The organism is Amycolatopsis sp. NPDC102522, from assembly GCF_055584485.1.
The window spans coordinates 245,475-270,521 of the sequence record NZ_JBVJLY010000011.1; the positions used below are offsets into that span (position 1 = coordinate 245,475).

The window sequence follows — 25,047 nt, forward strand, 5'->3', positions numbered from 1 at the left end:
GGCTTCAATCCCTCAGTTCTTGGCTCGTTTGAGGTAGGCGACGTGCTGCTCGCCGGTCGGGTTCGGGAGCACGGTGACGAGCTCCCAGCCGTCCTCGCCCCACTGGTCGAGGATCTGCTTCGTGGCGTGGATCAACAGGGGGACGGTCGCGTACTCCCACTTGGTGGCGCTCATGTCCGGGAGCGTAGCCAAACCGGCAAGAGCGCCCGACACACATGGGGAAAACCCTCTCGCGACCGGCTCGCCGATTTCCCGCCGATGTGTTTCACTTCACACCTACTCGGGAGTAGATAGGACGTTGACATGCGGACAACGAAGTCCCTCGCCGTCGCCTTCCTGGCCGCGGCGCTTGCCCTGACCTGCGCTTCACCGGCGAACGCCGACGAGAGACTTCCCGTTCCGTGGACACTCGCGGCGGCGCTGCCCGCGCAGGCGGCGAACCCCGGCGGCCCGCCGCCCGGCGCGAACGACTTCGACTGCCGTCCGAGCGCCGCGCATCCGAACCCGGTCGTGCTCACCCACGGCCTCGGCGCCAACCAGACGGTGAATTGGCAGACGTTCGGCCCGCTGCTCAAGAACAACGGGTACTGCGTCTTCTCCCTGACCTACGGGGTCCCCGGGAAGCCGCTGCCGGTCTACCAGCCAGGCGGTCTCCTGCCGATGGAGCAGAGCGCGAAGGAACTGTCGGCGTTCATCGACAAGGTGACGAGCGCGACGGGTGCGTCCAAGGTGGACCTCCTCGGGCATTCCGAGGGCACGCTGATGCCTTCCTATTACGTGAAGTTCCTCGGCGGAGCGTCCAAAGTGGACAAGTACGTCAGCCTGACCCCGCTGTGGGACGGCACCACCCTGTTCGGCGCCTCACACCTGTACGCGCTGGCTGGCGCGCTGGGGCTGGCGCCCGGGTTCAACGGGATCCTCGACCCGGCTTGCGGCTCGTGCCGCCAGTTCCTGCACGGCTCGGAGTTCCTCACGAAGCTGCGCGACGGCAACGGGATCTTCCAGCCGGGCGTGACCTACACGAACATCATGACCCGCTACGACGAAGCCGTCGTCCCGTACACGAGCGGGATGGGCAAAGGCCCGAACGTGAAGAACATCGTCCTGCAGGACAGCTGCCTACTGGACCTGGCGGAGCACGCCGGGGTCGCCGCCGACCGCAACGCGGCCGGGCACGTCCTCAACGCGCTCGACCCTTCGCACGCGAAGCCCGTGCCGTGTGTGCCCGCGACCCCCATCGGGAGCTGACCCGCCCGCAAGTACATGAAGGCCCCCTTCCTTGCGCCTAGGTACAGGAAGGGGGCCTTCATGTACCTAGGCCCGGAGCTACGGTGGGGCGGTGGAGACCTGGCGTGTGGTCGCGACAGTCCTGTTGGCCGTGGCCGGGCTGCCGCTGGTGCTGGTCCTGATGGCCAAGGCCCGGGACCGCCGGAACACCTCGGGAGCGGTCGCGATCACCGGCGCGGTGGCCTTCGTGGTCCTCCTGCTGCTCGGTGTGGTGATGCTCACGATCCTTTCCGGCATCCTGACCTGGGCCGTCGTCGCCGTGGTCGCGGCTGCGCTCGGCGTCATGATGCTGGCGAGCTGAACCCTCAATTAGGGTGGGACCGGTGAGCACATCCCTTGCCGGCTGGACCGACGAACTCGCGAGAGCCAGGCTGCATTTCGTCACCGGCAAGGGCGGGACGGGCAAGACCACGCTCGCCGCCTCGCTGGGCCTCGCGCTCGCCAAGGGCGGGCGCCGCGTGCTGCTGATCGAGGTCGAAGGCCGCCAGGGCATCGCCCAGCTCTTCGACACCGAGCCGCTGCCGTACGCCGAGCAGCGCATCGCGGCCGTCCCCGGCGGCGGTGAGCTGCGCGCGCTGCACATCGACGTCGAGGCAGCTCTCCTCGAATACTTCGAAATGTTCTACAACCTCGGCTTCGCGGGGCGGACGCTGCGGCGGATGGGCGCGATCGAGTTCGCCACCACGCTCGCGCCGGGTCTGCGCGACGTCCTGCTCACCGGGAAGATCAAGGAATGCGTCGGCCGGACCGAATCGGACGGCCGCCACACCTATGACGCCGTCGTCGTCGACTCGCCGCCCACCGGCCGGGTCGTGAAGTTCCTCGACGTCACCAAGGCGCTGACCGATCTCGCCAAGACCGGCCCGATCCGCGGCCAGGCCGACGGCGTCGTCCGGCTGCTGCACTCCGGCGAGACCGCCGTCCACCTGGTGACGCTGCTGGAAGAGATGCCGGTGCGGGAGACCGTCGAAGCGGTCGCCGAACTCGACGGCGCCGATCTGCGCCCCGGCGCGGTGCTGGTCAACCGGGTCCGCCCGCCGCGACTGCCCGCCCGTTCGGTGACGGCCGCCGCGGACGGCCGTGTCGACGCCTCGCGGGTCCGCGCCGGGCTCGTGTCGGCCGGGCTCGACCTGCCCGAAAGCACCCTCGACGCGCTGGTCGAGGAGACCGTCGAGCACGCCGTGCGGGTCGCGGCCGAGCAGCGCGCCCGCGAGCAGCTGTCCGAAGCGGACCTGCCGGGTCTCGAACTGCCGGACCTGACCGACGGCGTCGATGTCGCGGCGCTCTACGACCTCGCCGAAGCGCTGACCGAGCAGGGGGTCCGCTGATGCCGGACGACATCCTGGAGATCGACAAGCTGATCGACGATCCGGAGAGCCGGGTCATCGTCTGCTGCGGCTCGGGCGGGGTCGGCAAGACGACCACGGCGGCGGCGCTGGCGTTGCGCGCGGCCGAACGCGGACGGCAGACGGTGGTGCTCACCATCGACCCGGCCCGGCGGCTGGCGCAGGCTCTGGGCCTGCGCGAGCTGGGCAACCACCCGAAGCAGGTGCAGGTCGAAGGCTTCGAGCCCAAGGGCGAACTCTGGGCGATGATGCTCGACATGCGCCGCACCTTCGACGACATGGTGCGCGTGCACGCCGGCCCGGAACGCGCCGAACAGCTGCTGCAGAACCCCTTCTACCAGACCATTTCCACGTCGTTCTCCGGTACGCAGGAGTACATGGCGATGGAGAAGCTGGGGCAGCTCGCGGCCACCGACGAGTGGGACCTGATCATCGTCGACACGCCGCCGAGCCGGTCCGCGCTGGACTTCCTCGACGCGCCGACGCGGCTTTCCAGCGCGCTCGACGGCCGGATGATCCGGCTGCTGACCGGTCCGGCCAAGGCGGGCGGCTGGGGCCTGCGCAAGGTCGTCAACGCCGGTTTCTCGATGTTCGCGAAGGCCGTCTCGACGATCATCGGCGGCCAGTTGCTGACCGACGCTTCGGCGTTCATGCAGGCCTTCGACAGCATGTTCGGCGGCTTCCGCGAACGCGCTCGCAAGACCTCCGAGCTGCTGCGGTCCGGCGGGACGTCGTTCCTCGTGATCGCCGCGCCGGAGCCGGACGCGCTGCGCGAGGCGTCCTTCTTCGTGGAGCGGCTTTCGGAAGAGAGCATGCCGCTGGCCGGGCTGGTCGCGAACCGGACGCATCCGGTGCTGGCCCCGCTGTCCAGTGCGGAGGCCATCGCGGCCGCCGAGCAGCTGGCGAAGGGCGAGAGCAGCGCACCGCTGGCCGAAGCCGTCCTTCGCCTGCACGCGGACCGGGTCGCGCTGGCCGATCGCGAGACGCGGCTGCTCGCCAGGTTCACGCGGGCGCATCCCGAGGTCCCGCTGGTGCGGGTGCCCGCGCTCCCCAGCGACGTGCACGATCTCGAAGGCCTGCGCGACATCGGCACGCGGCTCGCCACTCAGTCCTGATCGTCCGTGAAGGACCTCTTCCCTACCTTGGACTCAGGGAAGGGGTCCTCCACGGAATCATGATCACGAGACTCGGACGCGTACGTCTTCCTCTTCGTCGATCCCGGTGAAACTGCGCTTCGCCGCTTCAAGCAGGTCCGCCCAGTTGGTCACGTCCGGCCGCCGCCGCAGCAGCGCCCGCCGTTCCCGTTCGGTCATACCTCCCCAAATGCCGAAGTTGATCCGGCCATCGAGCGCTTCGGCGAGACATTCCGTCCTGACCGGACAACCGAGGCAGACCGCCTTGGCCCGGTTCTGTTCCGCCCCCCGGACGAACAGGCCGTCCGGATCGGTGTCGCGGCACGACGCATTTACTCGCCAGCTCGACTGGTTGGTTTCCATACCCCCAGCTCCCTACCCTGGTGTTCGACACACCACGGGGGGACGAAAAGCCTGCGCTCCTGCCCCCATGAGCGTGTCTCCCTTGTGCTCACGTCGGTTGAGCCGGCACCTCCCCGGTGCCGGGTGCCTCCGTTCGGTCGAATGCGACTGCCGCTCGCACTCACCCGTCTGTCGGCTTTTTCATACGTGAGACGTTGACGGACTGTAAGGGCCCTCGGTTCCCTCCGCCAAGCCCTAGAATGCCTGCCGTTACCAGCCGTCACCTCATGGGGTCGATTTCGTGACCGAATCCGCACCGACAGCGAGGTGACGTCACGGTGGGCTAACGGCATCCGCGTACCCTGGTCCGCGTGCGCAAAACGGACGGTCTGCTGAAGCTCATTGGCCTGTGTGTGCTCGCGGGGGTGCTGGTCGCGGGGATGTTGTTCCCGGTGGCGGGTGCCGCGGGCGTTCTCTCCAACCAGGCGAGCGAGACCGTCGACAAGACATCTTCGGACCTTGCGGACATTCCGCCGCCCCTGGTGACGACGATCACGGACAACACCGGCAAGCAGATCGCGACGCTGTACAAGCAGTTCCGCATCCCCACCAACGAGACGCAGATCAACGACGCCATGAAGTGGGCGCTGATCTCGGTCGAGGACAAGCGCTTCTACGAGCACAACGGGGTGGACTGGAAGGGCACGCTGCGCGCCGCGGTCAGCAACACCACCGGCGGCGACACGCAGGGCGCGTCGACGCTGACCCAGCAGTACGTGAAGAACTACTTGATCAACGTCGTCTACCGGGACGACAAGCCGGGCCAGAAGCGCGCACAGGAACAGTCGGTCGCCCGGAAGCTGAAGGAAGCCCGGATCGCGATCCAGCTGGAAACCAAGCTGAACAAGATGCAGATCCTGAGCGGCTATTTGAACGTCGTCGAATTCTCGCGCGAGATCTTCGGTGTCGGCGCGGCCGCGAACGCGTACTTCAACACGCCCGTCGAGAAGCTCACGGTGCCGCAGGCGGCGTTGCTGGCCGGGCTGGTGAACAACCCGATCGTCAACGACCCGTGGAAGGCCCCGGCGAAGGCGACCGAACGCCGCAATCTGGTGCTGGACCGCATGGTCGACAACCAGAAGCTCGCGAAGGTGGACGCGGACCGGTTCAAGGCCGAGCCGCTCGGAGTGGTCGAAGGCGGCCCGCAGAAACCCGCGTCGAACTGCACCGGAGCCGGTACGGAAAACGGTTTCTTCTGTCAGTACGTAGAGGACTATCTCCTCAAGAACGGCATGACGAAGGACGATCTCTACACCGGCGGCTACCAGATCAAGACCACTTTGGACGAACGGGCGAACCACGAGGCCAAGATGTCGGCCGAAGCCCAGGTCAAGAAGACGCAGGACAACGTCGCGAACACGCTTTCACTGGTGAAGCCGGGAAAGAACCGGCACGAAGTCGTGGCGCTGGCGGCGAACCGTGACTACGGGCTGCACGAAGACCAGGGCCAGACGACGTTCGCGTTGCCTTCCGGCGTCTACAACACCGCCGGCGCCGGCTCCACCTACAAGGTCTTCACCAGCGCCGCGGCGCTGGAAGCAGGCGTGGCCGGGATCAACACCTCTCTCCCGGTGCCCGATCTCTACACCTCCAACGTGTACGCCGGTGGTCCGAAGAAGTGCCCCGTGGCTCCTCGACCTCCCGCCGGGCCGGGCGGCAACTGGTACTGCGTCGGCAACGCGGGTGACTACAACCCGGCCGGTGGGGCCATGTCGTTGCAGCAGGCGCTGGCGACCTCGCCGAACACGGCGTTCGTGGCACTGGAGGACAGGCTCGGGAGCACCGGGCCGGTCGTGGAGATGGCGCGCAAGCTCGGCATGCGCGACACCATGGCCAGCAACCGCGGCGGCGGCGCCGTCGACCCGAACTCCAAGGACGACGGCGTCAACGTCAACCAGCTCCAGGCGTACGGCCCGAAGCCGGGCTGGAACGGATCCGGTGCGTTCACCCTCGGCGTGAGCCCGCTGTCCGGGCTGGAACTGGCGAACGTCGGCGCGACGATCATGAGCGGCGGCGTCTGGTGCCCGCCGACCCCGCTGGCCGGCGTCACCGACCGGGACGGAAAGCCTGTCCCCGTCAAGGAAGCCGCTTGCGAGCAGGTGGTTCCCGAAGGCCTCGCCAACACCCTCGCGGTCGGGATGAGCCGGGACAGCGCACCCGGCGGCACGTCGTTCGGCGCCGCGAACGGCGCCAGGTGGACCCGGCCGGTGATCGGCAAGACCGGTACCACGCAGAGCAACGGCGCGGGGTCGTACCTCGGGGCCACCCCGCAGCTCGCGGGCGCGGCGATGGTGTTCCGCCCGAAGGGTGGAAGTGGCGGTCTCTGCTACCTCGGCCCGGGTAACGTGTCCGCTCGCGGCTGCGAAAACATGTGGGGCGGCAAGACGCCGGCGCAGACCTGGTTCGGGGCGATGTCGAAGATCCTCGAAGGCCAGGAAGCGCTGCCGCTGCCGCAGCCGGACCCGAGGTACATGGGCGGCGGACGCTGACCGGCCGGGCCGTATTCACCAGCGCAAATAACTATCAGTCATGGCACTCTAACTTTGAGTGACCACCTGGCGGCCTAACGAGGAACGGTGGTCGACGGGATCATGTCGACTGATCGCGACACCCCGCATCGACCACGGAAAGTGAAGAAAAGAGGCCATTCCAGCGATTCTCGGACATCGCCGGAATGGGGGCGGACGATCACCACTGATGAGCACGTAAACTGGACATCGTGAGCACGCTCAGTAACAAAAGTACTTCAGGGGCGACGATGCGGCGGTTGGCCGTGGGAACCGTCGCTTTGGGAGCCGCGACCCTCGGTTACGCAGTCGGCATCGAAAGGCGCCGTTGGACGCTTCGCACCGCGGAGCTCCCGGTCCTCGCGGCAGGGGCGAAGCCCTTCACGATCCTCCACATCTCGGACCTGCACATGCTCCCCGGTCACGTGAGCAAGCAACGCTGGGTAGCCGCGCTCGACGAACTCAATCCGGACCTCGTCGTCAACACCGGTGACAACCTGTCACATCAGCAGGCCGTGCCGTCCGTGCTGCGCGCACTCGGCCCCCTGCTCGACAGGCCTGGCGTGTTCATCTTCGGCAGCAACGACTACTACGCACCGAAGCCGAAGAACCCCGCGCGCTACCTCATGCCGAAGGGCAAGAAGAAGCGGATCCACGGCGAGCACCTGCCCTGGCGCGACCTGCGCGCGGCCTTCGTCGAACACGGCTGGGACGACCTCACCCACGTCCGCCGCACCATCGAGGTCGCCGACCAGTACGTGTTCACCGCCGGTGTCGACGACGCCCATCTCCGCCGCGACCGCTACGCCGACATCGCCGGCCCGGCGGACAGGGGCGCCGCCGTCCGCATCGGGGTCACGCACTCCCCGGAGCCCCGCGTCCTCGACGAGTTCGCCGGTGACGGCTACGACCTCGTCCTCGCGGGCCACACCCACGGCGGACAGCTCCGCGTGCCCGGCTACGGCGCTCTCGTCACGAACTGCGAACTCGACCGCACCCGCGCGCGCGGCGCGTCCCGGTGGGGCGCCCAGATGTGGCTGCACGTCTCCGCCGGGTTGGGCACGTCGCCCTACGCTCCGGCGCGCTTCGCGTGCCCGCCCGAGGCGAGCCTGCTGACCCTCGTCCCACGGGGTACGACCAGCGACAATCACCGGAAAGCATCCCCCCGCAAAGCCCGAAACACCGTCCGCTAAACTTCTCCACGACCCGCTAAGAAGTATCCGGGGTGTGGCGCAGCTTGGTAGCGTGCCTCGTTCGGGTCGAGGAGGTCGTGGGTTCGAATCCCGCCACCCCGACGCTAGATCAAGAAGGCCCCGCTCGCAGAACACGCGAGCGGGGCCTTCTTGCGTCGCCCTGGCCCAAATGCGGGGAAAGTCCCCTTCAGCCCCGCCCCGGACCGAAACCGCCCCCGCGCGGCCCCCGCCACTCCCAGGGGGGCGACCCCGGGTCCAGCGTATCGGCCGGGGGTGTCGGGACCGGGCGAAAGCGGGGGTAGCGGGGCTGGTTGTCCACAACGGCGCGTGGGTGTGGACAACCGAGCTTCAAGGTTCCCAATGTGGCGTTGGGGACATCCAGCGTCCCCAACGCCACATTGGAGGCACGCGAGCGAGCGTCAGCGGGTGGCGAGGAGTTCGGTCCAGCATTGGGCGAAGTCGCCATCACCGGAGCGTGCCCAGGACCAAGCCGAGCGGGCGGCCGAAGCGAGCTGGTCGCGGTCCGGGGTCGTCGCGGTTTCCAGCGCCGTCACCAGCCGCGCCTCCACATATGTCGCCAGCGCCCGGTACGTCGAGTCCGCGCGGTAACGCGTTTTCGTGCGCACGTCGGTGAACCCGGCCGCCGCGACCGCGGCGGAGATCGAGCGTCCGGCGAACGGGTCACCGCCCGCGCGGCGGCACAACAGGTAGTGCCCGCGAAGGGCGGCATCCACGTTCGCCGTCTTCGGCCGGAGTCGCGCCCGACTCCAGTCCGATGTGGACAGTGCGAGTGCCCCGCCCGGTTTGAGCACCCGATGGATCTCCGCCAGCGCGGCGCCCGGCTCCTTCAGATGCTCGAAGACGGCGTTCGCGAAGATCACGTCCACCGAAGCCTCGGCGAACGGCAAGGCGCACGCGTCCGCCGTGAGAAAGTCCACTGTGGACTTTCTGTGTCCGTCGCCGATACCGAGGGTGATCGAACCCGGCCCGCAGCCGACATCGACGAACCCCATCCCCGGCCCGAACAGCGGTTGCGCGAACACGGCCCGTTCGACCGCTTGGCGCGCGGACCGCGCGGACACCGCGGCGCGCGGCGCGTTTCCCTCCAGCACCCCGCACACAGTACGGCTCCGGAGTGGCAGGATCGAGGGGTGAGCACGCAGCCAGGCAACAAATATCCGTCCGCGGCGGTCCCGGACCGCCTGTTCGACGACGCAGAAGCCGAGGCCAGGTGGCGGGCCCGCTTCCACGCGCCGCGCATCTCCGTCCCCGAGTGGGCCATCGACGCGCCGGACGCGAACGTCTACGTCTCCAACGCCAGCGGCGTCTGGGAGGTCTACTCCTGGGACCGCTCGACCGGCGAACACCGCCGCGTCACCGACCGCCCCAACGGCACCATGCACGCCACCCCGTCCCCCGACGGGCGCTGGATCTGGTGGTTCAACGACACCGACGGCGACGAGTTCGGTTCCTGGGTCCGCGAACCCTTCGCGCCGGGAGCCGCCGCCGAGCGCGCGGTGCCGGACGTCCACGACGGCTACCCCGCCGGGCTCGAGATCGGCACCCACGTGATCGCCGTCGGCGTCTCGACCGACGACGGCAGCGAACTCTTCGCCCACATCGACGGCGAGACCACCAGCTTCTACCGGCACGAAGACGACGCGGGGATCGCCTCGCTCTCCCGCGACGAGTCGCTGCTCGCGATCTCCCATTCCGAGCACGGTGATTCGCGCCACCCCGCGCTGCGCGTCCTGTCGACCGGCGGCTTCACCACGGTCGCCGACAAGTGGGACGGCGAAGGCAAGGGCCTCGGCGCGCTGGAGTTCTCGCCGGTCGCGGGCGACCGGCGGTTGCTGGTGCTGCACGAGCGGCGCGGCCGCGAAGAACTGCTGATCTGGGACACCGCCGCGGACACCGAGCAGGAGATCGAGCTCGACCTGCCCGGCGAAGTGATCGCGGGCTGGTACCCGGACGCGCGAGCGCTGCTGGTCGTCCACTTCCACCAGGGCCGCAGTTCCCTTCACCGGTACGACCTCGCGAGCGGCACACTGTCCTCTTTGGACACCCCGCCGGGCCGGATCGGCGGCGCCGGGGTGCGGCCCGACGGCACCGTCGAGTACTCGTGGTCCAGCGCCGCGAAGCCGACGGCGGTGCGCGCTCGGGCCGCCGACGGCGGAGACTCGGTCCTCCTCGAACCGCCGGGCGAGCGGGCGCCGGAGTCCGCCCCCGTCATCGACGCGTTCGTCGAGGGGATCGGCGGGCAGATCCACGCGCTGGTCTCGCGTCCGGCCGACGCGCCCGAAGGCCCGCTCCCGACGGTCTTCTCCTTGCACGGCGGGCCGCATTCGGCCGACGAGGACCGGTTCTCCGCGTACCGCGCGGTCTGGCTCGACGCCGGATTCGCCGTCGTCGAGGTCAACTACCGCGGCTCGACCGGCTACGGCTCGGCCTGGCGTGACGCCATCGAAGGGCGTCCCGGCCTGACCGAACTCGAAGACGTCGCCGCCGTGCACGACTGGGCCGTCCAAAGTGGACTCGCGGATCCGGAGAAGTGCGTGGTGAACGGCGCTTCGTGGGGCGGCTACCTGAGCCTGCTAGCACTGGGCACGCAGCCTGCGCGCTGGGCGGCGGGAGTCGCCGGGGTGCCCGTCGCGGACTACGTCGCCGCGTACGAGGACGAGATGGAGCAGCTGCGCTCGTTCGACAGGGCACTGTTCGGCGGTTCGCCGGAAACGGTGCCGGCGGTGTACCAGGAATGCTCGCCGGTCACCTACGTCGAGGCCGTGACGGCGCCGGTGCTGGTACTCGCCGGGGACAACGACCCGCGCTGCCCGATCCGGCAGGTCGAGAACTACCTCGACAGGCTCGCGAAGCGGGAGAGCTCGTTCGAGTTCTACCGTTTCGACGCGGGCCACGGGTCGCTGGTGATCGCCGAGACGATCAAGCAGACGGCCATCGAGGTGTTCTTCGCGCTGCGGGCTGTCGGGCTTCGCTGACCTGTCATGAAAGGGTCGTTCAGGACGAACAGCGCTGATTCAAAGCGTGTCTTGAACGACCCTTTCATGACATCCGGGGAGCGGGGGTCAGCGTTCGGAGAAGAGGGTCCCGCCGGACGCCCAGTGCTCGGCGGGAATCTCGTTGATGGTCACCCAGACACCTTCGGGTTTGCCGCCGCAGGTGCGGACGAAGGCGTCGGTCACCTCGCGTACGAGGGCCTGCTTCTGCTCGGGCGACCGGCCAGGGAACATCGAAACACTGATCATCGGCATGACCGAACTTTAAAGGCCGCGGTCGTGCTTCCGGAGCCTGTCCACCGCGTAGGCGTCACCTTCGAAGGTGATCCGGGCCGCGTCGCGCCCGAAGACGAAGAGCAGCAGCTCGATCGGCGCACCGACGACGGTCACCGTGTCCGGGCCTTCCTTCACGCGCGCTTCGCGGCCTTCGGGGGTCTTCAGGACCACGCCGACCGGTGACTTCCGCAGGTTCAGCTTCGACGCCTGCTTCGCCGACTTCCACGCCGCCGCGTCCCGCCCGGAGTCCGCCGGACGTGGCTCCCAGCCGGCCTGTCCGCGACGGACGTCCTCGTGGTGGATCAGGAACTCCGCGCTGTTCGTCAGCTCGTCGAGCGCGCCGATCGACGTCGGCCAGAACCAGGCCGGACCCGACCGGACCTTCCCGACGACCTCGGACCACGGGCGCGCGGCGTAGGAGTCCTGCACCCGCTGCGTGTACGACGCGAGGGCAGGCACCAGGATCCCCGGCGCCGCGTCCGGGCGGCGCTCACGGACCAGCAGATGCGCCGCGAGATCCCGCGTCTTCCAGCCCGTGCACAAGGTCGGCGCGTCCGGGCCGACCTCTTCGAAAAGCTCGCTCAACGCTTGACGTTCGTCTCCGGCGACTCCCATACCCCACGACGTTACGCGCCGGTAGGGCCCGGGGAAATCCGGCGTGACGCAGGGCACCCGGCTCAGTGATGGAACGCGGTCCGCCGTCGCGGGCGGTGATCGAGCTCGGGTACCAGGCGCCGGAGGTCGTCGAGCAGCAGATCCGCGAGGTCGTGCGTGAAACCGTTGCGCACCACGATCCTCAGCACCGCGAGATCGGTCCGGTTCTCCGGGAACGTGTACGCCGGGACAAGCCAGCCACGCTCACGAAGCCGCCGTGACACGTCGAAGACGTCGAAGCCTTCGACGTCCGCCTTCGTCGTGAAGGCGAACACGGGCAGCTGATCGCCGCGCGTCAGCAGCTCGAACGGGCCCAGCTCGGCGATCCCGTCCGCCAGCTGGGTCGCCACGTCCCGCGAAGCCTGTTGCACGGCACGGAAACCTTCGCGGCCGAGCCGGACGAAGGTGTAGTACTGCGCGGCCACTTCGGCGCCGGGACGCGAGAAGTTCAGCGCGAAAGTCGGCATGTCGCCGCCGAGGTAGTTGACGTTGAAGACGAGCTCGTCCGGCAGCGCCGCCTTGTCGCGCCACAGCACCCAGCCGACACCGGGATAGACCAGCCCGTACTTGTGCCCGGAGGTGTTGATCGACGCCACCCTCGGCAGGCGGAAGTCCCAGACCAGCTCCGGATCGAGGAACGGCGCGATCATCGCGCCCGAAGCGCCGTCGACATGCACCGGGATGTCCCAGCCGGACCGCTCCTGCAGCCCGTCGAGCGCGGCCGCGATCTCGGCGACGGGCTCGTAGCTGCCGTCGAAAGTGGAGCCGAGGATCGCGACGACACCGATCGTGTTCTCGTCGCATCGGGCGATCGCCTCGTCCGCCGTGAGGTGGAAGCGGTCGCCGTCCATCGGCACCAGCCGCGGCTCGACCTCCCAGTACTCGCAGAACTTCTCCCAGCAGACCTGGACGTTCGCGCCCATCACCAGATTCGGCTTGCCGGCGCGCCCCAGTTTCGACCAGCGGCGCTTCAACGCCATCCCGGCGAGCATGCAGGCTTCCGAGGAACCGGTCGTGGAGCAGCCCATGATCGCGGTGGGATCGGGCGCGTGCCACAGGTCGGCGAGGATGCTCACGCAGCGCCGCTCGAGTTCCGCGGTCTGCGGGTACTCGTCCTTGTCGATCATGTTCTTGTCGACGCATTCGGCCATCAGCTCGCGGGCCTGCGGCTCCATCCACGTGGTGACGAACGTGGCGAGATTGAGCCGGGCGTTGCCGTCGAGCATCAGCTCGTCGCGCACCAGCTGGAGCGCGGTGTCCGGCGGCAGCGGATCTTCGGCGAGCCTGTCGTGCGGGAGGCGGATGTTCGTGGCGAGCGCGGGGAACGCGCCGGCGTACAACGGGTTGGCCCCGCTCTTGCGGTCCGGATCGGTCGGGGTTCCCTTGTGCAGCACCATGGATCGAACGGTAGCGTTTCGTGAGTGGTAAGGACGGTTCTAACCGTCCTTACCACTCACGAGGGGTGAGAGTAGGGGTGCGGGTCAGGCCTGCTGCGCCTGCCACATCCAGTGCGCCTTTTCGAGCTCCTGGGTGATCGCGATCAGGAGGTCCTGGGTGACCAGGTCGCTCTTGTCGGTCTCGTCGATGCGCTTGCGCAGACGCTCGATCAACGCCGAGAGGATGTCGACGATCGCGGCGACCGTGGACTCCACGGACTGCCAGTTGTCGGGGTAGTCCGGCAGGCCGGAGCTCTCCACGACAGCCTTCGCCTGGCCGTTCGGCGAGACGCCGATGGCGTTGGCGCGTTCGGCGACCTCGTCGGTGTACTGGCGCGCGGTGGCGACCAGCTCGTCGAGCTGCAGATGCGCGCTGCGGAAGTTCGCGCCGACGACGTTCCAGTGGGCCTGCTTCGCGATCAGCGACAGATCCACCAGATCGACCAGCGTGGCCTGCAAGGCGTTACCGGTGATCTCCTTGTCGGCTTCGCTCAGCGGACTCTTGATCGGGGACTTGCCCATCTTCGGTCTTCCTTTCAGAGAATTGCCGGTACGTGTGGACCTGCCGCGCGCGGGATCAGACCGTCGCCGACAGGGCGACCTCGATGTTCCCTCGGGTCGCGTTCGAGTAGGGGCACACCTGGTGCGCCTGCTCGACGAGCCGGTCGGCCTGCGCCTGCTCCAGACCGGGCAGCGAAACCTTGAGCGCGACGGCGAGACCGAAGCCCTCGCCCTGCTTGAGCACGCTGACCTCGGCGGAGACGGTGGACCCGTCCAGCTTCACCTTGGCCTGGCGCGCGACGAGCTGGAGCGCGGAGTGGAAACAGGCGGAATAGCCGGCGGCGAAGAGCTGCTCGGGGTTGGTCTTGTCCCCGCCCGGCCCGCCCATCTCCTTGGGGATCGCCAGCGACTCGTCGATGACGCCGTCCGAGGACGTGACCTCACCGTTGCGGCCGTCGCCGCGAGCGGTGGCAACAGCGGTGTACAGAGCCTCAGCCATTCTTCGCCTACCTCCTGGTTTCAAGACACGCCCCGTTGAGCGTCTCTTCGGTACCAACGTCCCGCAACCGCGGAACCTTGCCACCCCATGGCAGGTATCACGTCCGGGAATACCCGGACGGCGAACGGGGCAAACGGCTAACGGCCCGCCCGGCTGATCGCGAACTCCGCGACCTGGCTTCCGATCAGGCGAAGTGTGCGGACGGTCTTGTCGTCGGAGGCTCCGCCCGCTTCGTCGAATTTGGTCTCGGCGGAGTTGATCGAACCACCCAATGGGGTGGCCCAGCCGCGCAGCGCGTGCGTGATCGTGCGCAGCTGGTCGAGCGTGGTGACCGCGGCCTGCCAGCCGTAGGCGACGGCGGCGAGGCCGACCGCGCGGCCGTCGAGGTACGGGCGGGCGTCGTCGCGCAGGTCTTCGACGTAGTCCAGGGCGTTCTTGACCAGGCCGGACAACGCGCCGTGATAGCCGGGCGAGACCACGATGATCCCGTCGGCGCGGCGGATCGCCTCGACCAGTCGCTCGGCACGTTCGTGCCGTTCCGCCAAGGCGGTGTCGTAGAACGGCAGCACCAGCTCGGGGCCGGGGATCACTTCGGTGGTGACTCCGGCCTCTGCCGCACCGCTCAAGGCGATGCGCAGAGCGCGTTCGGACTGCGAACCTTCTCGCAGCGAGCCACCGATACCGAGGACATGAACCGCGTTCGTCGAAGTCACGCTTTCGAGGCTAACCGCTCTACTTAAGTGGAGGACCAGGATCTGGAACGGAGTCCTGTGTCACACCCGTTCGCCGTAACGGGTCCCGGTCCCGCTGGACGGCATACCTACTCGCAAGTAACCTGACCGGAAGCCACCAGGAGGAAGTATGGCGATACCGCTCCAGATCCGTGCCGAGGCCGCGTTTTCGCAGCTGGCGTTCTGGCTTCCGAGACCGGCCAGAAGGGCCATCGCCGGGCCGCCGCTCCGCCTGGACGGACAGGAACTCGCGCTCGACGCCCAGCTCCTGCTTCGCCTGCAGAAACTGGCGAAGGCTTCGCTGGTGCGGGGAAGCGTCGAACAGTCGCGCAGCATGCTCCTGGCGAGCAGGCATCTGGTCAGCGGGAAGACGATCGAGCCGGTCGCCACCAGGGACCTGCTGATCCCGACGGGTGACGGCGGCGTGCCCGCCACGCTCTACACACCGGCCGGGCTGCCGGATCCGTCCGCGCTGCTGGTGTTCTTCCACGGCGGCGGCTGGGTGGTCGGCAGCCGCGCCTCCCACGACAACACCGTGCGCTACCTGGCGAAACAGGCGGGCGTGCGGGTGCTTTCGGTGGAGTACCGGCTCGCGCCGGAGACGCGGTTCCCCGGCGCGACCGAAGACGCGATCGCGGCGTTCGAGTACGCCATCGCGAAGGCGCGGGACCTGGGCGCGGACCCGGCCCGGATCGCCGTCGGCGGCGACAGCGCGGGCGGGAACCTCGCGGCGGTGACCGCGCAGCAGGCGATGAAACGCGGCGGCGGGATCCCGGCGTTCCAGCTGCTGTTCTATCCGGCCACGGATTTCACCGTGCGCCGCCGTTCGCGGGAATTGTTCGCGGAGGACCTGTTCCTCACCGATTCGGATATGACCTGGTTCGAAGGACATTACGTGCCGAAAGGCACCGATCTGTACAACCCGAAACTGTCCCCGTTGCACGGCGACGTTTCCGGATTGCCGCCGGCGTATATCGCGACGGCCGGTTTCGATCCGCTGCGCGACGAGGGTGAGGCTTACGCGGAGAAATTGCGCAAGGCCGGGGTCCCGGTGGCGCTGAGCCGCCAGCCGGACCTGATCCACGGGTACATCAACTTCCTCGGCGTCGGGCAGCGGTTCCGTGAGGCGACGGCCGAAGCGGCGGGCGCCCTGCGGCTGGGTCTCGCACCGAAGTGACGGCCAGAGCCCGAGCGAGGAGAAATATCCCCGCTCGGGCTCCGGCCCCCATATCGTGGCCCGCCGCCCTGCACGGCGGAACCTGATGACTACTGACGGACCTACGCCTGTCTCCCGGAAGCGCGTCAGCGCGAAGAGAGACTTCACCCGCGCGCCCCTTTTGGCCGAAGGCCACGGAAACCTTTTGTAGGGCGCCCCTACCTGCCCGCGCGAGCGGGTCGCGATCCCGCGCCCTGCGAAAGGTTTCCGTCGGCGCGCGGCAAGATCACGGCGTGGGGAGCGGCACCGGCGGGATCGGCAGCGGCGGGACAGGGAGTCCGCCGAGCAGGCCCGCGAGGATGCCTGTCACCGCTGTCAACAGGGCTTTCACCAGGTCGCTGACGATCTTCAGCGGTCCGGGCAGGTCCGGCAGCGACGGGATCGGCACCGGCAGCGGCGGCAGCTGGCGCGCCTTGGCCTTCGGGTCGGCCAGCAGCCTGCTGGACTCGTCGGAGCGGCCCTTGGCCAGGTCGCCGAGCTTCTGCGTTTCGGTCTGGATCTGATAGCGCTTGCCTGCGGCGATGTCACCGAGGACGGGGCTCAGCTTGTCCAAGTCCACCCGCGTCTTGGCGACGTCACCGCCGTAGGCCACCTTGGTGAGGCCGTCCCGCATCTGCAGCACCTGCGCGGCGAGCGCCTGCGTATTCGACGAACCCTTTCCACCATCGGTACTAGCCGTCGCGGCGCCGGCTGAGGCCACCGCCAACAGACTGCCCGCGGCTACCGCGGCAATCGTCCGGGCAATGTTGCCTTTCATTCCCTTACCTCCTGGCCTCTGGGACCTGACGAGGTAATCGATACCCGCCGTATCGGCCGAACACCACCCGATCACCGGTTTGCACAATTTTCTAACCCTTACGTGCCGGATTCATTCCAGGTAAAGACCCCCGCAATTGATTAACGTCGAAATCTTGTGGTTCCCCCTGAAGATCAACCTTTTCCTATCGTTTTATGACCACCCGTGACCGATCGACACGGTAGAGCGGTTCGTTCACCCACAGCGGTGTAAACGGTGATCGTTTGGCTTCATCACTCCGTCGGACAAGCGTGTCGCACTGCTCCACTCGGGGTGTCCCCCACGCACGTCCCGCCACCTTCTGGTTTCACATGCGAGTGGGGACATGGAAACGCACCCGGTGCGCGGGGGATGACGCGCACCGGGTGCGTTCCGGTGGTGGGAGCAGCCTCTGGTGAGAGGTCGTTCTACTCGCGGAAGGCGTCCGCGACCTTGTCGCCGAGGTCCTTGTCGACGTTTCGCCAGTACTCGAAGACACGCTCCAGCACCGGCCGAGAGACGTCGTTCGAGGCGTGGCCGATGATGTTGCCCGCGAGCCGCTCACGCTGCTCGTCGTCCATCACCTCGCGCACGAGCGTGCCCGGCTGGCCGAAGTCGTCGTCTTCGGCGTGGAGCTTGTACGCCGACCGGATGACCTCGTCCTCGACGCCGTAGCCCGAGGCGGTCTCGGCGGCGATCTCCGCGTTCGCGTGCGGGCCGCCGTAGGAGTTCGGCGCGTACACCGGGTCGCCCGGGTTGTTGAAGCGCATCGCGCCGTCACGCGAGTAGCTGTTCACCGGGGACTTCGGCGCGTTGACCGGCAGCTGCGTGTAGTTCGCGCCGATCCGGTAGCGGTGGGCGTCCGGGTACGCGAACAGGCGGCCCTGCAGCATCTTGTCCGGCGACGGGCCGATGCCCGGCACCAGGTTGGACGGCTCGAACGCGGCCTGCTCGATCTCCGCGAAGTAGTTCGCCGGGTTGCGGTCGAGCACCCAGCGGCCGACCTTGATCAGCGGGTAGTCGCCCTTCGGCCACACCTTGGTCAGGTCGAACGGGTTGAAGCGGTAGTCCGCGGCTTCGGCGTAGGGCATCACCTGGACGTACAGCGTCCAGCTGGGGTGATTGCCCTTTTCGATGTTCTTGAACAGGTCTCGGATGTAGTAGTCCGAGTCCTCGCCGGCGATGCGGTCCGCGTCGGCCTGCGGCAGGTAGCCGATGCCCTGGTCGGTCTTGAAGTGGTACTTGACCCAGAACTTCTCGCCGCCGGCGTTCTCCCACAGGTAGGTGTGCGAGCCGAAGCCGTCCATCTCGCGCCAGTTCGACGGGATGCCGCGGTCGCCCATCAGCCAGGTGACCTGGTGCGCGGACTCGGGCCGCAGCGTCCAGAAGTCCCACTGGATGTCGTGGTCGCGCAGGTGGTTGTCGGCGCGGCGCTTCTGCGAGTGGATGAAGTCCGGGAACTTGATCGGGTCGCGGATGAAGAACACCGGGGTGTTGTTGCCGACGAGGTCGTAGTTGCCCTCGGAGGTGTAGAACTTCACCGCGAAACCGCGCGGGTCGCGCCAGGTGTCGGGCGAGCCGTTCTCCCCCGCGACCGACGAGAAGCGGACCAGGCTCTCGGTGCGCACACCCGGCTGGAAGAGAGCGGCCTTCGTGAACTGGCTGACGTCCTCGGTGACCTCGAGGAAGCCGTGCGCGCCGCCGCCCTTGGCGTGGACGACACGCTCCGGGACGCGCTCACGGTTGAACTGGGCGTTCTTCTCGATCAGGTAGTGGTCCTGGAGCAGGATCGGGCCGTTGGCACCCACCGTCAGCGAGTCGTTGTCGCTGGCGACGGGGATACCCACGTTGTTCGTGGTCGGCAAGGTCACGCCGGTGCCTCCTGGTTCGTGGTGGTGGTGCGGTCAGCCACACCAGCTTCGCCCGAGTGCGCGCGCTCAGCACGTCGTGGACGATCCGGTTCACCCACCCTCTCGCGCAAATTGGAATCAGTCAAGAAAACACCCCGAGCCGGGTGACCGGTCACGCACGAAAAAAACTTGCACGCGCGTACCAAGTTACGTTCTCATCGGATCATGGCCCTAGCTCCGTACCGTCGCGTGTTGGCCGTGCCCGGAGTCCCCAGCTCGATGCTGCTGATGTTCCTGGCGCGGCTCCCGATGACGGCCATGGGCGTGACGATGACGCTGTACGTCGTCAACGACCTCGGCCGCGGCTACGGCGCCGCCGGACTCGTCGGCGCGGCCACCACGCTCGGCAGCGCCTTCGGGGCGCCGCTCGTCGGCCGGTACGTCGACCGCTACGGACTGCGGCCGGTGGTCGCGATCTGCGGGCTGGCTTCGACGACGTTCTGGATCAGCGCGCCGCATCTGCCCTATCAGGTGCTGCTGGTGGTCGCGCTCCCCGCGGGCGTCCTGTCGGTGCCCGCCGGGACGCTCGCGCGGCTGGTGCTCACCGCGCTCGTGCCGCTGGAGCAGCGGCGGGCGGCCTACTCACTGGACACGATCCTGGTGGAGGCGTCGTTCATGATCGGGCCGTCGGCCGGGATCATGGCGATCACGCAACTGCCCGCGGTCTACGCGCTCACCGGGATCGGGGTCTGCTTCGCGCTTTCGGCGACGCTGATCTACCGGCTGAACCCGCCGATCCGCGCCGAGGCCGACACCGAGGTGTTCACCGGGGAGCGGCCGACCGTGCGGAGCTGGCTCACCGGACGGCTCGTGATGGCGATGTTCATCGCCTCCGGCGCGCTGTTCTGCCTGGTCGGCATGGAACTCGCCGCCCTGGCGACGCTGCGCGCGAGCGGCGACATCGCCTGGTCCGGGCTGCTGATCACGCTGATGTGCGTCGCGTCCGTCCTCGGCGGGGCGATCCACGGCGCCGTCCGGCGGTCGCTTTCGCAGGGCACGCTGATGGTGCTGCTCGCGGTGCTCACGCTGCCTGTCGGCCTGGTCGACCACCCGTGGTGGCTGCTGGCGATCGTGCTCTTCCCGAGCAACGTGCTGTGCGCGCCGACGCTCGCGGCGAGCACGGAGACGGTCAGCGCGGCGGCGCCGGCACGGGTGCGCGGCGAGGCGATGGGCCTGCTGGACGCGGCGAGCCGGATCGGGCTGGCGATCGGGAGCCCGATCATCGGGTTCGTGATCGACCACTCCAGCCCGGGCTGGGGGTTCGCGGCCTCGGCGCTGGGCGCGCTGGCGATCGCTTCGGTCGGCCTGTTCTGGCGGCGCTCCCGCACCCCCGCCGACCACGTCCCGGCCCTGGCTTCCTGAGGTGAACTGAAGGGCCCTTCAGCTCCGGGCGGGCGCAGGGCGGGGTGCCGAAGTACGTGAAGGCCCCCTTCATTGCGCTAGGCGCAATGAAGGGGGCCTTCACGTACTTGGGTCAGGAGCCGGTGAGGGTTGCTAGGCGCAGACCTTGCGGAGGGCGTCCAGGTGGTCGATGTTGCGCTTGGTCCAGTCCGCGATCTTGCCCGCGTCGTGGATGTTCTCCTTCTGGGCCTGCAGGTACGAGTCGGCCATGCCGGTGAGCGCGCCCGCCACGTCCTGCTCGCCGACGTTGTTCGCCAGTTCGCGCAGGCGCTTTTCCTTGTCCGCGGCCCGCGCCTTGATGGTCGCCGGATCCGGGTTGAGGTCGGCGAGGCTGAGCGCCTCGGCGCAAGCGCTCACCTTCGTCGCGGCCTTGTTGGTCTGATCGACCGCGTTCGTGACCTCGCTGCAGCCCGCCAGCGCCAGCCCGGCGGCCGCCAGGAGCGCCGCGAATCCCAACCTCTTCATACGTTCCAGCGTAGCGATTTCGTGGGTGGTATGTCGGGTTCCCCGGCCACCACCCACGAATCACCCGGTAATTCAGCCCTTCACGCAGACGACCTGCTTGAGATGCGCGACCACCTCGACGAGATCCGTCTGCGCCTTGATCACCGTTTCGATGTCCTTGTACGCGGCCGGGATCTCGTCCACCACACCGGAGTCCTTGCGGCATTCCACGCCGGCCGTCTGCGCGGCGAGGTCTTCGGCGGTGAACAGCTTCTTGGCCTTGTTCCGCGACATCCGGCGGCCCGCGCCGTGCGACGCGGACTGGAAGGACGACGTGTTCCCGAGACCGCGCACGATGTACGAACCGGTGCCCATGCTGCCCGGGATGATCCCGAGGTCGCCCGAACCCGCGCGGATCGCGCCCTTGCGGGTCACCAGCAGTTCGACGTCGTCGTAGGTCTCTTCTGCCACGTAATTGTGATGGCACGAGATCGCGTCGTCGAACGTCGTCTGCGGGACGACGTCCTTCAGCGCCTGCTTCACGAGGGCGACCATGGTGGCGCGGTTGCGTGCCGCGTAGTCCTGCGCCCAGAACAGGTCGCGCCGGTACGCCTGCATCTCCGGCGTGCCCGCGACGAACACCGCGAGGTCCGGATCCGGCAGGTCCGCGTTGTGCGGCAGTTTCCGCGCGACGGCCATGTGCCGCTCCGCGAGTTCCTTGCCGATGTTCCGCGAACCCGAGTGCAGCATCAGCCACACGCGGCCTTCGTCGTCGCCACCCTGTTCGAGGCAGACCTCGATGAAGTGGTTCCCGCCACCGAGGCTCCCGATCTGCCGCGCCGCGCGGTCGTGCAGCTCCTGGACGCCGGGGTGCAGGTCGCCGAAGGACTTCCAGAACGCGTCCCAGCCACCGACACCGTGCACCTTCGCCGGGTTCACCGGGGTCTTGTGCAGGCCGAAACCGACCGGGACGGCCGATTCGATCCGGCGGCGGAGCTTCAGCAGGTCGTCGGGCAGATCGGCGGCGGTGAGCGAGGTCCGCACCGCGCTCATCCCGCACCCGATGTCCACGCCGACGGCGGCCGGGGACACGGCGTCGCGCATCGCGATCACGCTGCCGACCGTCGCGCCCTTGCCGTAGTGGACGTCGGGCATGACCGCGACGCCGTGCACCCACGGCAGGTTGGCGACGTTGTGCAGCTGCCGCATGGCTTGGTCCTCGACCGACGTGGGGTCGGCCCACATCCGGATCGGAACCCGCGAGCCTTCGACCGCCGTGTACATGACTTTCCCTTCGTGGAGAACGTTTTGCCGCTCCCGAGCATGCACCGGCCGGACGAACCGGACAAGGCAATTACCTGACTCCACAGTGGACTGTCCACACGCGACTACCAGGCGTGAGGTGATGTTCATCGCGAAGTCTTCGATCGTGTTCGAAAAGTGATCGGCCCCGGGAGGTGATTCGGGCACAATGAGCGCTCGGTGTCGGGGGTACACCAACTGGGGAAGGTCCGTTTTACCGTGAAGTCTTTACGTGGGCTGCTCGCTGCCGTTTTGCTCGCCGGGTTCCCGCTGCTCGTGCTGGCGTTCGTGGGCGGGATCGTGACGCTCGAAGTGCTGGCGCTGCAGCGCAACGTCCTCGCGGCGGCGAAGCTCGGCATCATCACCGTTCCGGTCGGCTGGATCCTGCTCAAGACCCTGCTCACGGTCGAGCGGGCGACCGACGACGACATACCCGGTGTCGCGGTGACGCCGGAGTCCCAGCCCGCCCTCTGGGCGCTGGTCCGGGAGCTGGCGGACGAGGCGGGGACCCGCCCGCCGGACGAGATCTATCTCGACGCCGACGTCAACGCCGCGGTCACCGAGCGGACCTCGTGGCTCGGGCTGCGGGTGCTGCGCCGCCGGATGATCATCGGTGTCCCGCTGATCATGGGCCTGCGCCAGGACCAGTTCCGCGCCGTGCTCGCGCACGAACTGGGGCACTACAGCAACAAGGACACCCGGTTCGCCGCGCTGACCTATCGCGGGCGCAAGTCCATCGCGCGGGTGGTCAACGGCCTCAGCCGAGAAGGCTACTTCGAGCGCTTCGTCGGCTGGCTGTTCAAGCAGTACGCGAAGCTCTACTTCATGGTCTCGATGAGCGTCTGCCGAGCCCAGGAACTCGCGGCCGACGCCGTCTCGGCACGGCTCGCCGGCACCGACGCGGCGGCTTCGGCCCTGCGCGAGATCGAAGCGCTTGCCGTCACCTGGCGGTTCTTCATGAACAACTACGCCGCGATCGGCTGGGACGCGGGTTACCTCCCGGACCGGTTCGGCGAGGGCTACCGCGCGCTGCTCACCGACCCGACCAGGGCGGAGCAGATGGAGGAGATGCGGCGGAACCCGTCGGAGGAGAAGACCTCGCGATGGGACACGCACCCGGCCACCCGTGACCGCGTCGCGACGCTCGAAGCGGGCGACCGAATCCCGGTCCGCCCCGGCGGCGAGCGTCCGGCGACCGAACTGCTGACGGGCGCCGAGAAGATGCTCGACGAGGCGCTGTTCACCGTCTTCTCCGACGAGGCGCACGCGAAGCGGCGGACGGACTGGCAGTCACTGGTCGCCATCGGCCGTCGCCACGCCGCCGCCGAAGCGGCCGCCGAGGTCCTCGGCGAACGCACCCTGGACATGGCGCTGGACCTGCTCGACGCGGGCAGGCACGAAGAGCTCGCCGATCCCGACTCGAAGCCGCCCGCCGGTGTCGGCCCCCGGGCCCGCCGGGAGTTCGCGGCCACTTCCGTCCGCGGGCGGCTGGCGGTCGCGGTGCGCGCGGCGCTCACCGACGTCGGCGCGGGACGCTGGTCGCTGTCGTGGTCCGGACCGGCGCCGTTCGCCTTGGACGAGCCCCTCGAGGACCAGCTGGCGCCCGCGCTCGACAAGGCCACCGCGGCCGAATCCGACACCGCGCCGCTGCGTGCGCTGCTGACGGCCGCCGGGGTGCCCGCCGGCTACCGGCCGTCACCCACTCTTGTTCGTTCGTAAGGAGTTCCGATGCTTTGGCTGCTCAAATCCCGTGAACGCAAGGCCGTCTTCGCCATGATGAAAGAGGCGAAACGTCGCGGCGTCGAGGTCGGCGAGCTCACCGAGATCATGACGCCGGAAGAGCTCGCCGCGCTGCTGCCGCCGGAGAAGCCCAAGTTCAAGGGCAAGATCCCGGACGTCACGCGTTGGGGGCTCCCCGCCGACGGCGAGGTGTCGACCAAGGAGTACTGGACCGACGAAGAGGTCCTCGCCGTCCAGGAGTCGACGGCTCGCGGCGAGTGGGAAGGCGCCGCCGCGCTGCTGGCGTCGACCTGGGGCGACTGGGACCGCCGCAACCTGGTGACCGGCGCGCTCGGCGAGGCCGCCGCGAAGGACGACGAGTGGCTGCGCGCGTGGCGCAAGGCCCGCCCCGGTGACCGGGACGTGGCACTGGTCGACGCGGAGTCGCTGGTGCACGTGGCGTGGGAGGTGCGCAGCGGGCTGCAGGCGAAACACGTCACCGAGGAGCAGTTCGCCGCGTTCTTCCGGGTGCTGGAGCAGGCCGAGGAGGCCGCGCGCAAGGCATCCGAGCTCGCTCCCGAGGACCCGACGCCGTGGGTGACAGCGCTGGCGGTCGCGATGGGGCGGCAGTACGAAAACGACCAGTACCTGGAGATCTGGGCGGAGCTCGCCGAACGCGACCCGCAGCACCGCGGGGCGCACACGCGGGCGCTGCAGTACTGGTGCGCGAAGTGGTTCGGCTCGAACGAGCTGATGTGGGAGTTCGCCGAGACCGCCGCGGCGAAGTCGCCGAAGCTGGCTCCGCTGCTGCTGATCGCCGCGCACGAATCCGAGTTCCGGGACGTCTCCGCGTGGCGTGATCCGCGCGTCTCCGGCGCGCTCGACGGGATCGTCGCTTGGCTCAACGGCGAAGGGCGGGATCACCCGTCGACGCGGTCGGACCGGGCGTACGCGGCGAAGGCGCTCGTGGAGAACGGGCGCTTCGACGAAGCCATCGAGCAGTTCCGGCTCCTGGGGACGCGGGCCGACGGCGGGATGTGGGCCTACAGCGGGGACGCGCGCGGTGAGTTTCTGGCGACGCGGTACGCGGCCTGCTTCGGGGCGACCAAGCCCTGACCTGACGCGTTTCGTCCTCTGAATGCGGCAGTCCCCCGGTCCAGGGCGCGCGATGAAGGGCCCCTTCATCGCGGCCGGTCCGGCTTCGGAGGGCACGGCGTAAGTACGTGAAGGCCCCCTTCATTGCGCTAGGCGCAATGAAGGGGGCCTTCACGTACTTATCGAGAGGTACGGCAAACGTCTCA

At 68.5% G+C, this 25,047-nt stretch carries 24 protein-coding genes and 1 tRNA gene; 12 read left to right on the forward strand and 13 right to left on the reverse strand.

The features are described from left to right. Positions 1-12: 12 nt before the first annotated feature. Positions 13-174, reverse strand: a complete 162-nt coding sequence (locus ACZ6YV_RS25805; protein ID WP_005166970.1) for a DUF4177 domain-containing protein — start codon at positions 172-174, stop codon at positions 13-15. 129 nt (positions 175-303) lie between these two features. Here ACZ6YV_RS25805 and ACZ6YV_RS25810 point away from each other — a divergent pair, with 129 nt between their 5' ends. The 4 genes from ACZ6YV_RS25810 to bagB all read left to right on the forward strand — a co-directional run bounded on the left by ACZ6YV_RS25810 (position 304) and on the right by bagB (position 3,748). Next, a complete protein-coding gene (locus ACZ6YV_RS25810; protein WP_465512059.1) occupies positions 304-1,248 on the forward strand; it encodes an esterase/lipase family protein in 945 nt (314 codons plus the stop codon). Between the two features lie 91 nt (positions 1,249-1,339). After that, complete coding sequence (locus ACZ6YV_RS25815) at positions 1,340-1,588, forward strand: hypothetical protein (protein WP_465512060.1); 249 nt, start codon at positions 1,340-1,342, stop codon at positions 1,586-1,588. A 22-nt stretch (positions 1,589-1,610) separates the two neighbouring features. Next, on the forward strand, positions 1,611-2,615 hold the full coding sequence (gene bagA, locus ACZ6YV_RS25820; RefSeq protein WP_465512061.1) for an ATPase BagA: 1,005 nt from the start codon (positions 1,611-1,613) through the stop codon (positions 2,613-2,615). Then, positions 2,615-3,748, forward strand: a complete 1,134-nt coding sequence (gene bagB / locus ACZ6YV_RS25825; RefSeq protein WP_465512062.1) for an ATPase BagB — start codon at positions 2,615-2,617, stop codon at positions 3,746-3,748. The genes bagA and bagB overlap by 1 nt, the downstream gene beginning before the upstream one ends. A 63-nt stretch (positions 3,749-3,811) precedes the next feature. On the opposite strand, the gene ACZ6YV_RS25830 is transcribed toward bagB, so the two are convergent. Next, entirely contained in the window at positions 3,812-4,129 is a 318-nt protein-coding gene (locus tag ACZ6YV_RS25830) for a WhiB family transcriptional regulator (protein WP_465512063.1), read from the reverse strand. A 350-nt stretch (positions 4,130-4,479) separates the two neighbouring features. Between ACZ6YV_RS25830 and ACZ6YV_RS25835 the strand changes: the two genes are divergently transcribed. The 3 genes from ACZ6YV_RS25835 to ACZ6YV_RS25845 all read left to right on the forward strand — a co-directional run bounded on the left by ACZ6YV_RS25835 (position 4,480) and on the right by ACZ6YV_RS25845 (position 7,970). Next, positions 4,480-6,657 (forward strand): transglycosylase domain-containing protein, encoded by a 2,178-nt coding sequence (locus ACZ6YV_RS25835; RefSeq protein ID WP_465512064.1) that lies wholly within the window; start codon positions 4,480-4,482, stop codon positions 6,655-6,657. A gap of 269 nt (positions 6,658-6,926) precedes the next feature. Continuing rightward, positions 6,927-7,868, forward strand: coding sequence for a metallophosphoesterase (locus ACZ6YV_RS25840; RefSeq protein ID WP_465512104.1), 942 nt, complete (start codon positions 6,927-6,929; stop codon positions 7,866-7,868). Positions 7,869-7,896: 28 nt separating this feature from the next. Further along, a tRNA-Pro gene (locus ACZ6YV_RS25845) sits at positions 7,897-7,970 on the forward strand. A gap of 317 nt (positions 7,971-8,287) precedes the next feature. Here the strand turns inward: ACZ6YV_RS25845 and ACZ6YV_RS25850 are convergent. After that, positions 8,288-8,980, reverse strand: coding sequence for a methyltransferase domain-containing protein (locus ACZ6YV_RS25850; protein ID WP_465512065.1), 693 nt, complete (start codon positions 8,978-8,980; stop codon positions 8,288-8,290). 39 nt (positions 8,981-9,019) lie between these two features. Here ACZ6YV_RS25850 and ACZ6YV_RS25855 point away from each other — a divergent pair, with 39 nt between their 5' ends. Next, positions 9,020-10,864, forward strand: coding sequence for a S9 family peptidase (locus ACZ6YV_RS25855; protein WP_465512066.1), 1,845 nt, complete (start codon positions 9,020-9,022; stop codon positions 10,862-10,864). A gap of 87 nt (positions 10,865-10,951) precedes the next feature. Here the strand turns inward: ACZ6YV_RS25855 and ACZ6YV_RS25860 are convergent, their stop codons facing one another. From ACZ6YV_RS25860 to ACZ6YV_RS25885, 6 genes are all read right to left on the reverse strand, one after another. After that, positions 10,952-11,137, reverse strand: coding sequence for a 2-hydroxymuconate tautomerase (locus ACZ6YV_RS25860; protein ID WP_465512067.1), 186 nt, complete (start codon positions 11,135-11,137; stop codon positions 10,952-10,954). Positions 11,138-11,146: 9 nt separating this feature from the next. Then, complete coding sequence (locus tag ACZ6YV_RS25865; protein ID WP_378240983.1) at positions 11,147-11,773, reverse strand: TIGR03085 family metal-binding protein; 627 nt, start codon at positions 11,771-11,773, stop codon at positions 11,147-11,149. Between the two features lie 62 nt (positions 11,774-11,835). After that, on the reverse strand, positions 11,836-13,209 hold the full coding sequence (locus ACZ6YV_RS25870) for a glutamate decarboxylase (RefSeq protein WP_465512068.1): 1,374 nt from the start codon (positions 13,207-13,209) through the stop codon (positions 11,836-11,838). A gap of 84 nt (positions 13,210-13,293) precedes the next feature. Further along, entirely contained in the window at positions 13,294-13,770 is a 477-nt protein-coding gene (locus ACZ6YV_RS25875; protein WP_378244175.1) for a Dps family protein, read from the reverse strand. Between the two features lie 55 nt (positions 13,771-13,825). Next, positions 13,826-14,248 (reverse strand): organic hydroperoxide resistance protein, encoded by a 423-nt coding sequence (locus tag ACZ6YV_RS25880; protein ID WP_378244173.1) that lies wholly within the window; start codon positions 14,246-14,248, stop codon positions 13,826-13,828. Between the two features lie 137 nt (positions 14,249-14,385). Continuing rightward, positions 14,386-14,961 carry an NADPH-dependent FMN reductase gene (locus ACZ6YV_RS25885; protein ID WP_465512069.1) on the reverse strand — a complete coding sequence of 192 codons (576 nt, stop codon included), beginning with the start codon at positions 14,959-14,961 and terminating at the stop codon, positions 14,386-14,388. 148 nt (positions 14,962-15,109) lie between these two features. On the opposite strand from ACZ6YV_RS25885, the gene ACZ6YV_RS25890 reads away from it, so the two are divergent. Further along, entirely contained in the window at positions 15,110-16,156 is a 1,047-nt protein-coding gene (locus ACZ6YV_RS25890; protein ID WP_465512070.1) for an alpha/beta hydrolase, read from the forward strand. A 265-nt stretch (positions 16,157-16,421) separates the two neighbouring features. On the opposite strand, the gene ACZ6YV_RS25895 is transcribed toward ACZ6YV_RS25890, so the two are convergent. Both ACZ6YV_RS25895 and ACZ6YV_RS25900 read right to left on the reverse strand, forming a co-directional pair. Beyond that, on the reverse strand, positions 16,422-16,952 hold the full coding sequence (locus tag ACZ6YV_RS25895) for a hypothetical protein (RefSeq protein ID WP_465512071.1): 531 nt from the start codon (positions 16,950-16,952) through the stop codon (positions 16,422-16,424). 446 nt (positions 16,953-17,398) lie between these two features. Then, complete coding sequence (locus ACZ6YV_RS25900) at positions 17,399-18,841, reverse strand: catalase (protein ID WP_465512072.1); 1,443 nt, start codon at positions 18,839-18,841, stop codon at positions 17,399-17,401. A 258-nt stretch (positions 18,842-19,099) separates the two neighbouring features. Here ACZ6YV_RS25900 and ACZ6YV_RS25905 point away from each other — a divergent pair, with 258 nt between their 5' ends. After that, positions 19,100-20,242 carry an MFS transporter gene (locus tag ACZ6YV_RS25905; protein ID WP_465512105.1) on the forward strand — a complete coding sequence of 381 codons (1,143 nt, stop codon included), beginning with the start codon at positions 19,100-19,102 and terminating at the stop codon, positions 20,240-20,242. Between the two features lie 132 nt (positions 20,243-20,374). On the opposite strand, the gene ACZ6YV_RS25910 is transcribed toward ACZ6YV_RS25905, so the two are convergent. Then, positions 20,375-20,746 (reverse strand): hypothetical protein, encoded by a 372-nt coding sequence (locus ACZ6YV_RS25910; protein WP_465512073.1) that lies wholly within the window; start codon positions 20,744-20,746, stop codon positions 20,375-20,377. A 72-nt stretch (positions 20,747-20,818) separates the two neighbouring features. Next, positions 20,819-22,009 carry an RtcB family protein gene (locus ACZ6YV_RS25915; protein ID WP_465512074.1) on the reverse strand — a complete coding sequence of 397 codons (1,191 nt, stop codon included), beginning with the start codon at positions 22,007-22,009 and terminating at the stop codon, positions 20,819-20,821. A gap of 237 nt (positions 22,010-22,246) precedes the next feature. Here ACZ6YV_RS25915 and ACZ6YV_RS25920 point away from each other — a divergent pair, with 237 nt between their 5' ends. Both ACZ6YV_RS25920 and ACZ6YV_RS25925 read left to right on the forward strand, forming a co-directional pair. Continuing rightward, positions 22,247-23,746, forward strand: a complete 1,500-nt coding sequence (locus tag ACZ6YV_RS25920; RefSeq protein WP_465512075.1) for a M48 family metallopeptidase — start codon at positions 22,247-22,249, stop codon at positions 23,744-23,746. 9 nt (positions 23,747-23,755) lie between these two features. Then, positions 23,756-24,862 carry a DUF4034 domain-containing protein gene (locus tag ACZ6YV_RS25925; protein ID WP_465512076.1) on the forward strand — a complete coding sequence of 369 codons (1,107 nt, stop codon included), beginning with the start codon at positions 23,756-23,758 and terminating at the stop codon, positions 24,860-24,862. Positions 24,863-25,047 lie beyond the last annotated feature (185 nt).

Excerpts from the sequence above, each read along its gene's own strand:
- ACZ6YV_RS25805 (WP_005166970.1), bottom strand. The coding sequence starts at position 174 with ATGAGCGCCACCAAGTGGGAGTACGCGACCGTCCCCCTGTTGATCCAC.
- ACZ6YV_RS25810 (WP_465512059.1), top strand. The coding sequence starts at position 304 with ATGCGGACAACGAAGTCCCTCGCCGTCGCCTTCCTGGCCGCGGCGCTT.
- bagB (WP_465512062.1), top strand. The coding sequence starts at position 2,615 with ATGCCGGACGACATCCTGGAGATCGACAAGCTGATCGACGATCCGGAG.
- ACZ6YV_RS25830 (WP_465512063.1), bottom strand. The coding sequence starts at position 4,129 with ATGGAAACCAACCAGTCGAGCTGGCGAGTAAATGCGTCGTGCCGCGAC.
- ACZ6YV_RS25840 (WP_465512104.1), top strand. The coding sequence starts at position 6,927 with ATGCGGCGGTTGGCCGTGGGAACCGTCGCTTTGGGAGCCGCGACCCTC.
- ACZ6YV_RS25860 (WP_465512067.1), bottom strand. The coding sequence starts at position 11,137 with ATGCCGATGATCAGTGTTTCGATGTTCCCTGGCCGGTCGCCCGAGCAG.
- ACZ6YV_RS25865 (WP_378240983.1), bottom strand. The coding sequence starts at position 11,773 with ATGGGAGTCGCCGGAGACGAACGTCAAGCGTTGAGCGAGCTTTTCGAA.
- ACZ6YV_RS25870 (WP_465512068.1), bottom strand. The coding sequence starts at position 13,209 with ATGGTGCTGCACAAGGGAACCCCGACCGATCCGGACCGCAAGAGCGGG.
- ACZ6YV_RS25875 (WP_378244175.1), bottom strand. The coding sequence starts at position 13,770 with ATGGGCAAGTCCCCGATCAAGAGTCCGCTGAGCGAAGCCGACAAGGAG.
- ACZ6YV_RS25880 (WP_378244173.1), bottom strand. The coding sequence starts at position 14,248 with ATGGCTGAGGCTCTGTACACCGCTGTTGCCACCGCTCGCGGCGACGGC.
- ACZ6YV_RS25890 (WP_465512070.1), top strand. The coding sequence starts at position 15,110 with ATGGCGATACCGCTCCAGATCCGTGCCGAGGCCGCGTTTTCGCAGCTG.
- ACZ6YV_RS25895 (WP_465512071.1), bottom strand. The coding sequence starts at position 16,952 with ATGAAAGGCAACATTGCCCGGACGATTGCCGCGGTAGCCGCGGGCAGT.
- ACZ6YV_RS25905 (WP_465512105.1), top strand. The coding sequence starts at position 19,100 with ATGCTGCTGATGTTCCTGGCGCGGCTCCCGATGACGGCCATGGGCGTG.
- ACZ6YV_RS25910 (WP_465512073.1), bottom strand. The coding sequence starts at position 20,746 with ATGAAGAGGTTGGGATTCGCGGCGCTCCTGGCGGCCGCCGGGCTGGCG.
- ACZ6YV_RS25915 (WP_465512074.1), bottom strand. The coding sequence starts at position 22,009 with ATGTACACGGCGGTCGAAGGCTCGCGGGTTCCGATCCGGATGTGGGCC.
- ACZ6YV_RS25925 (WP_465512076.1), top strand. The coding sequence starts at position 23,756 with ATGCTTTGGCTGCTCAAATCCCGTGAACGCAAGGCCGTCTTCGCCATG.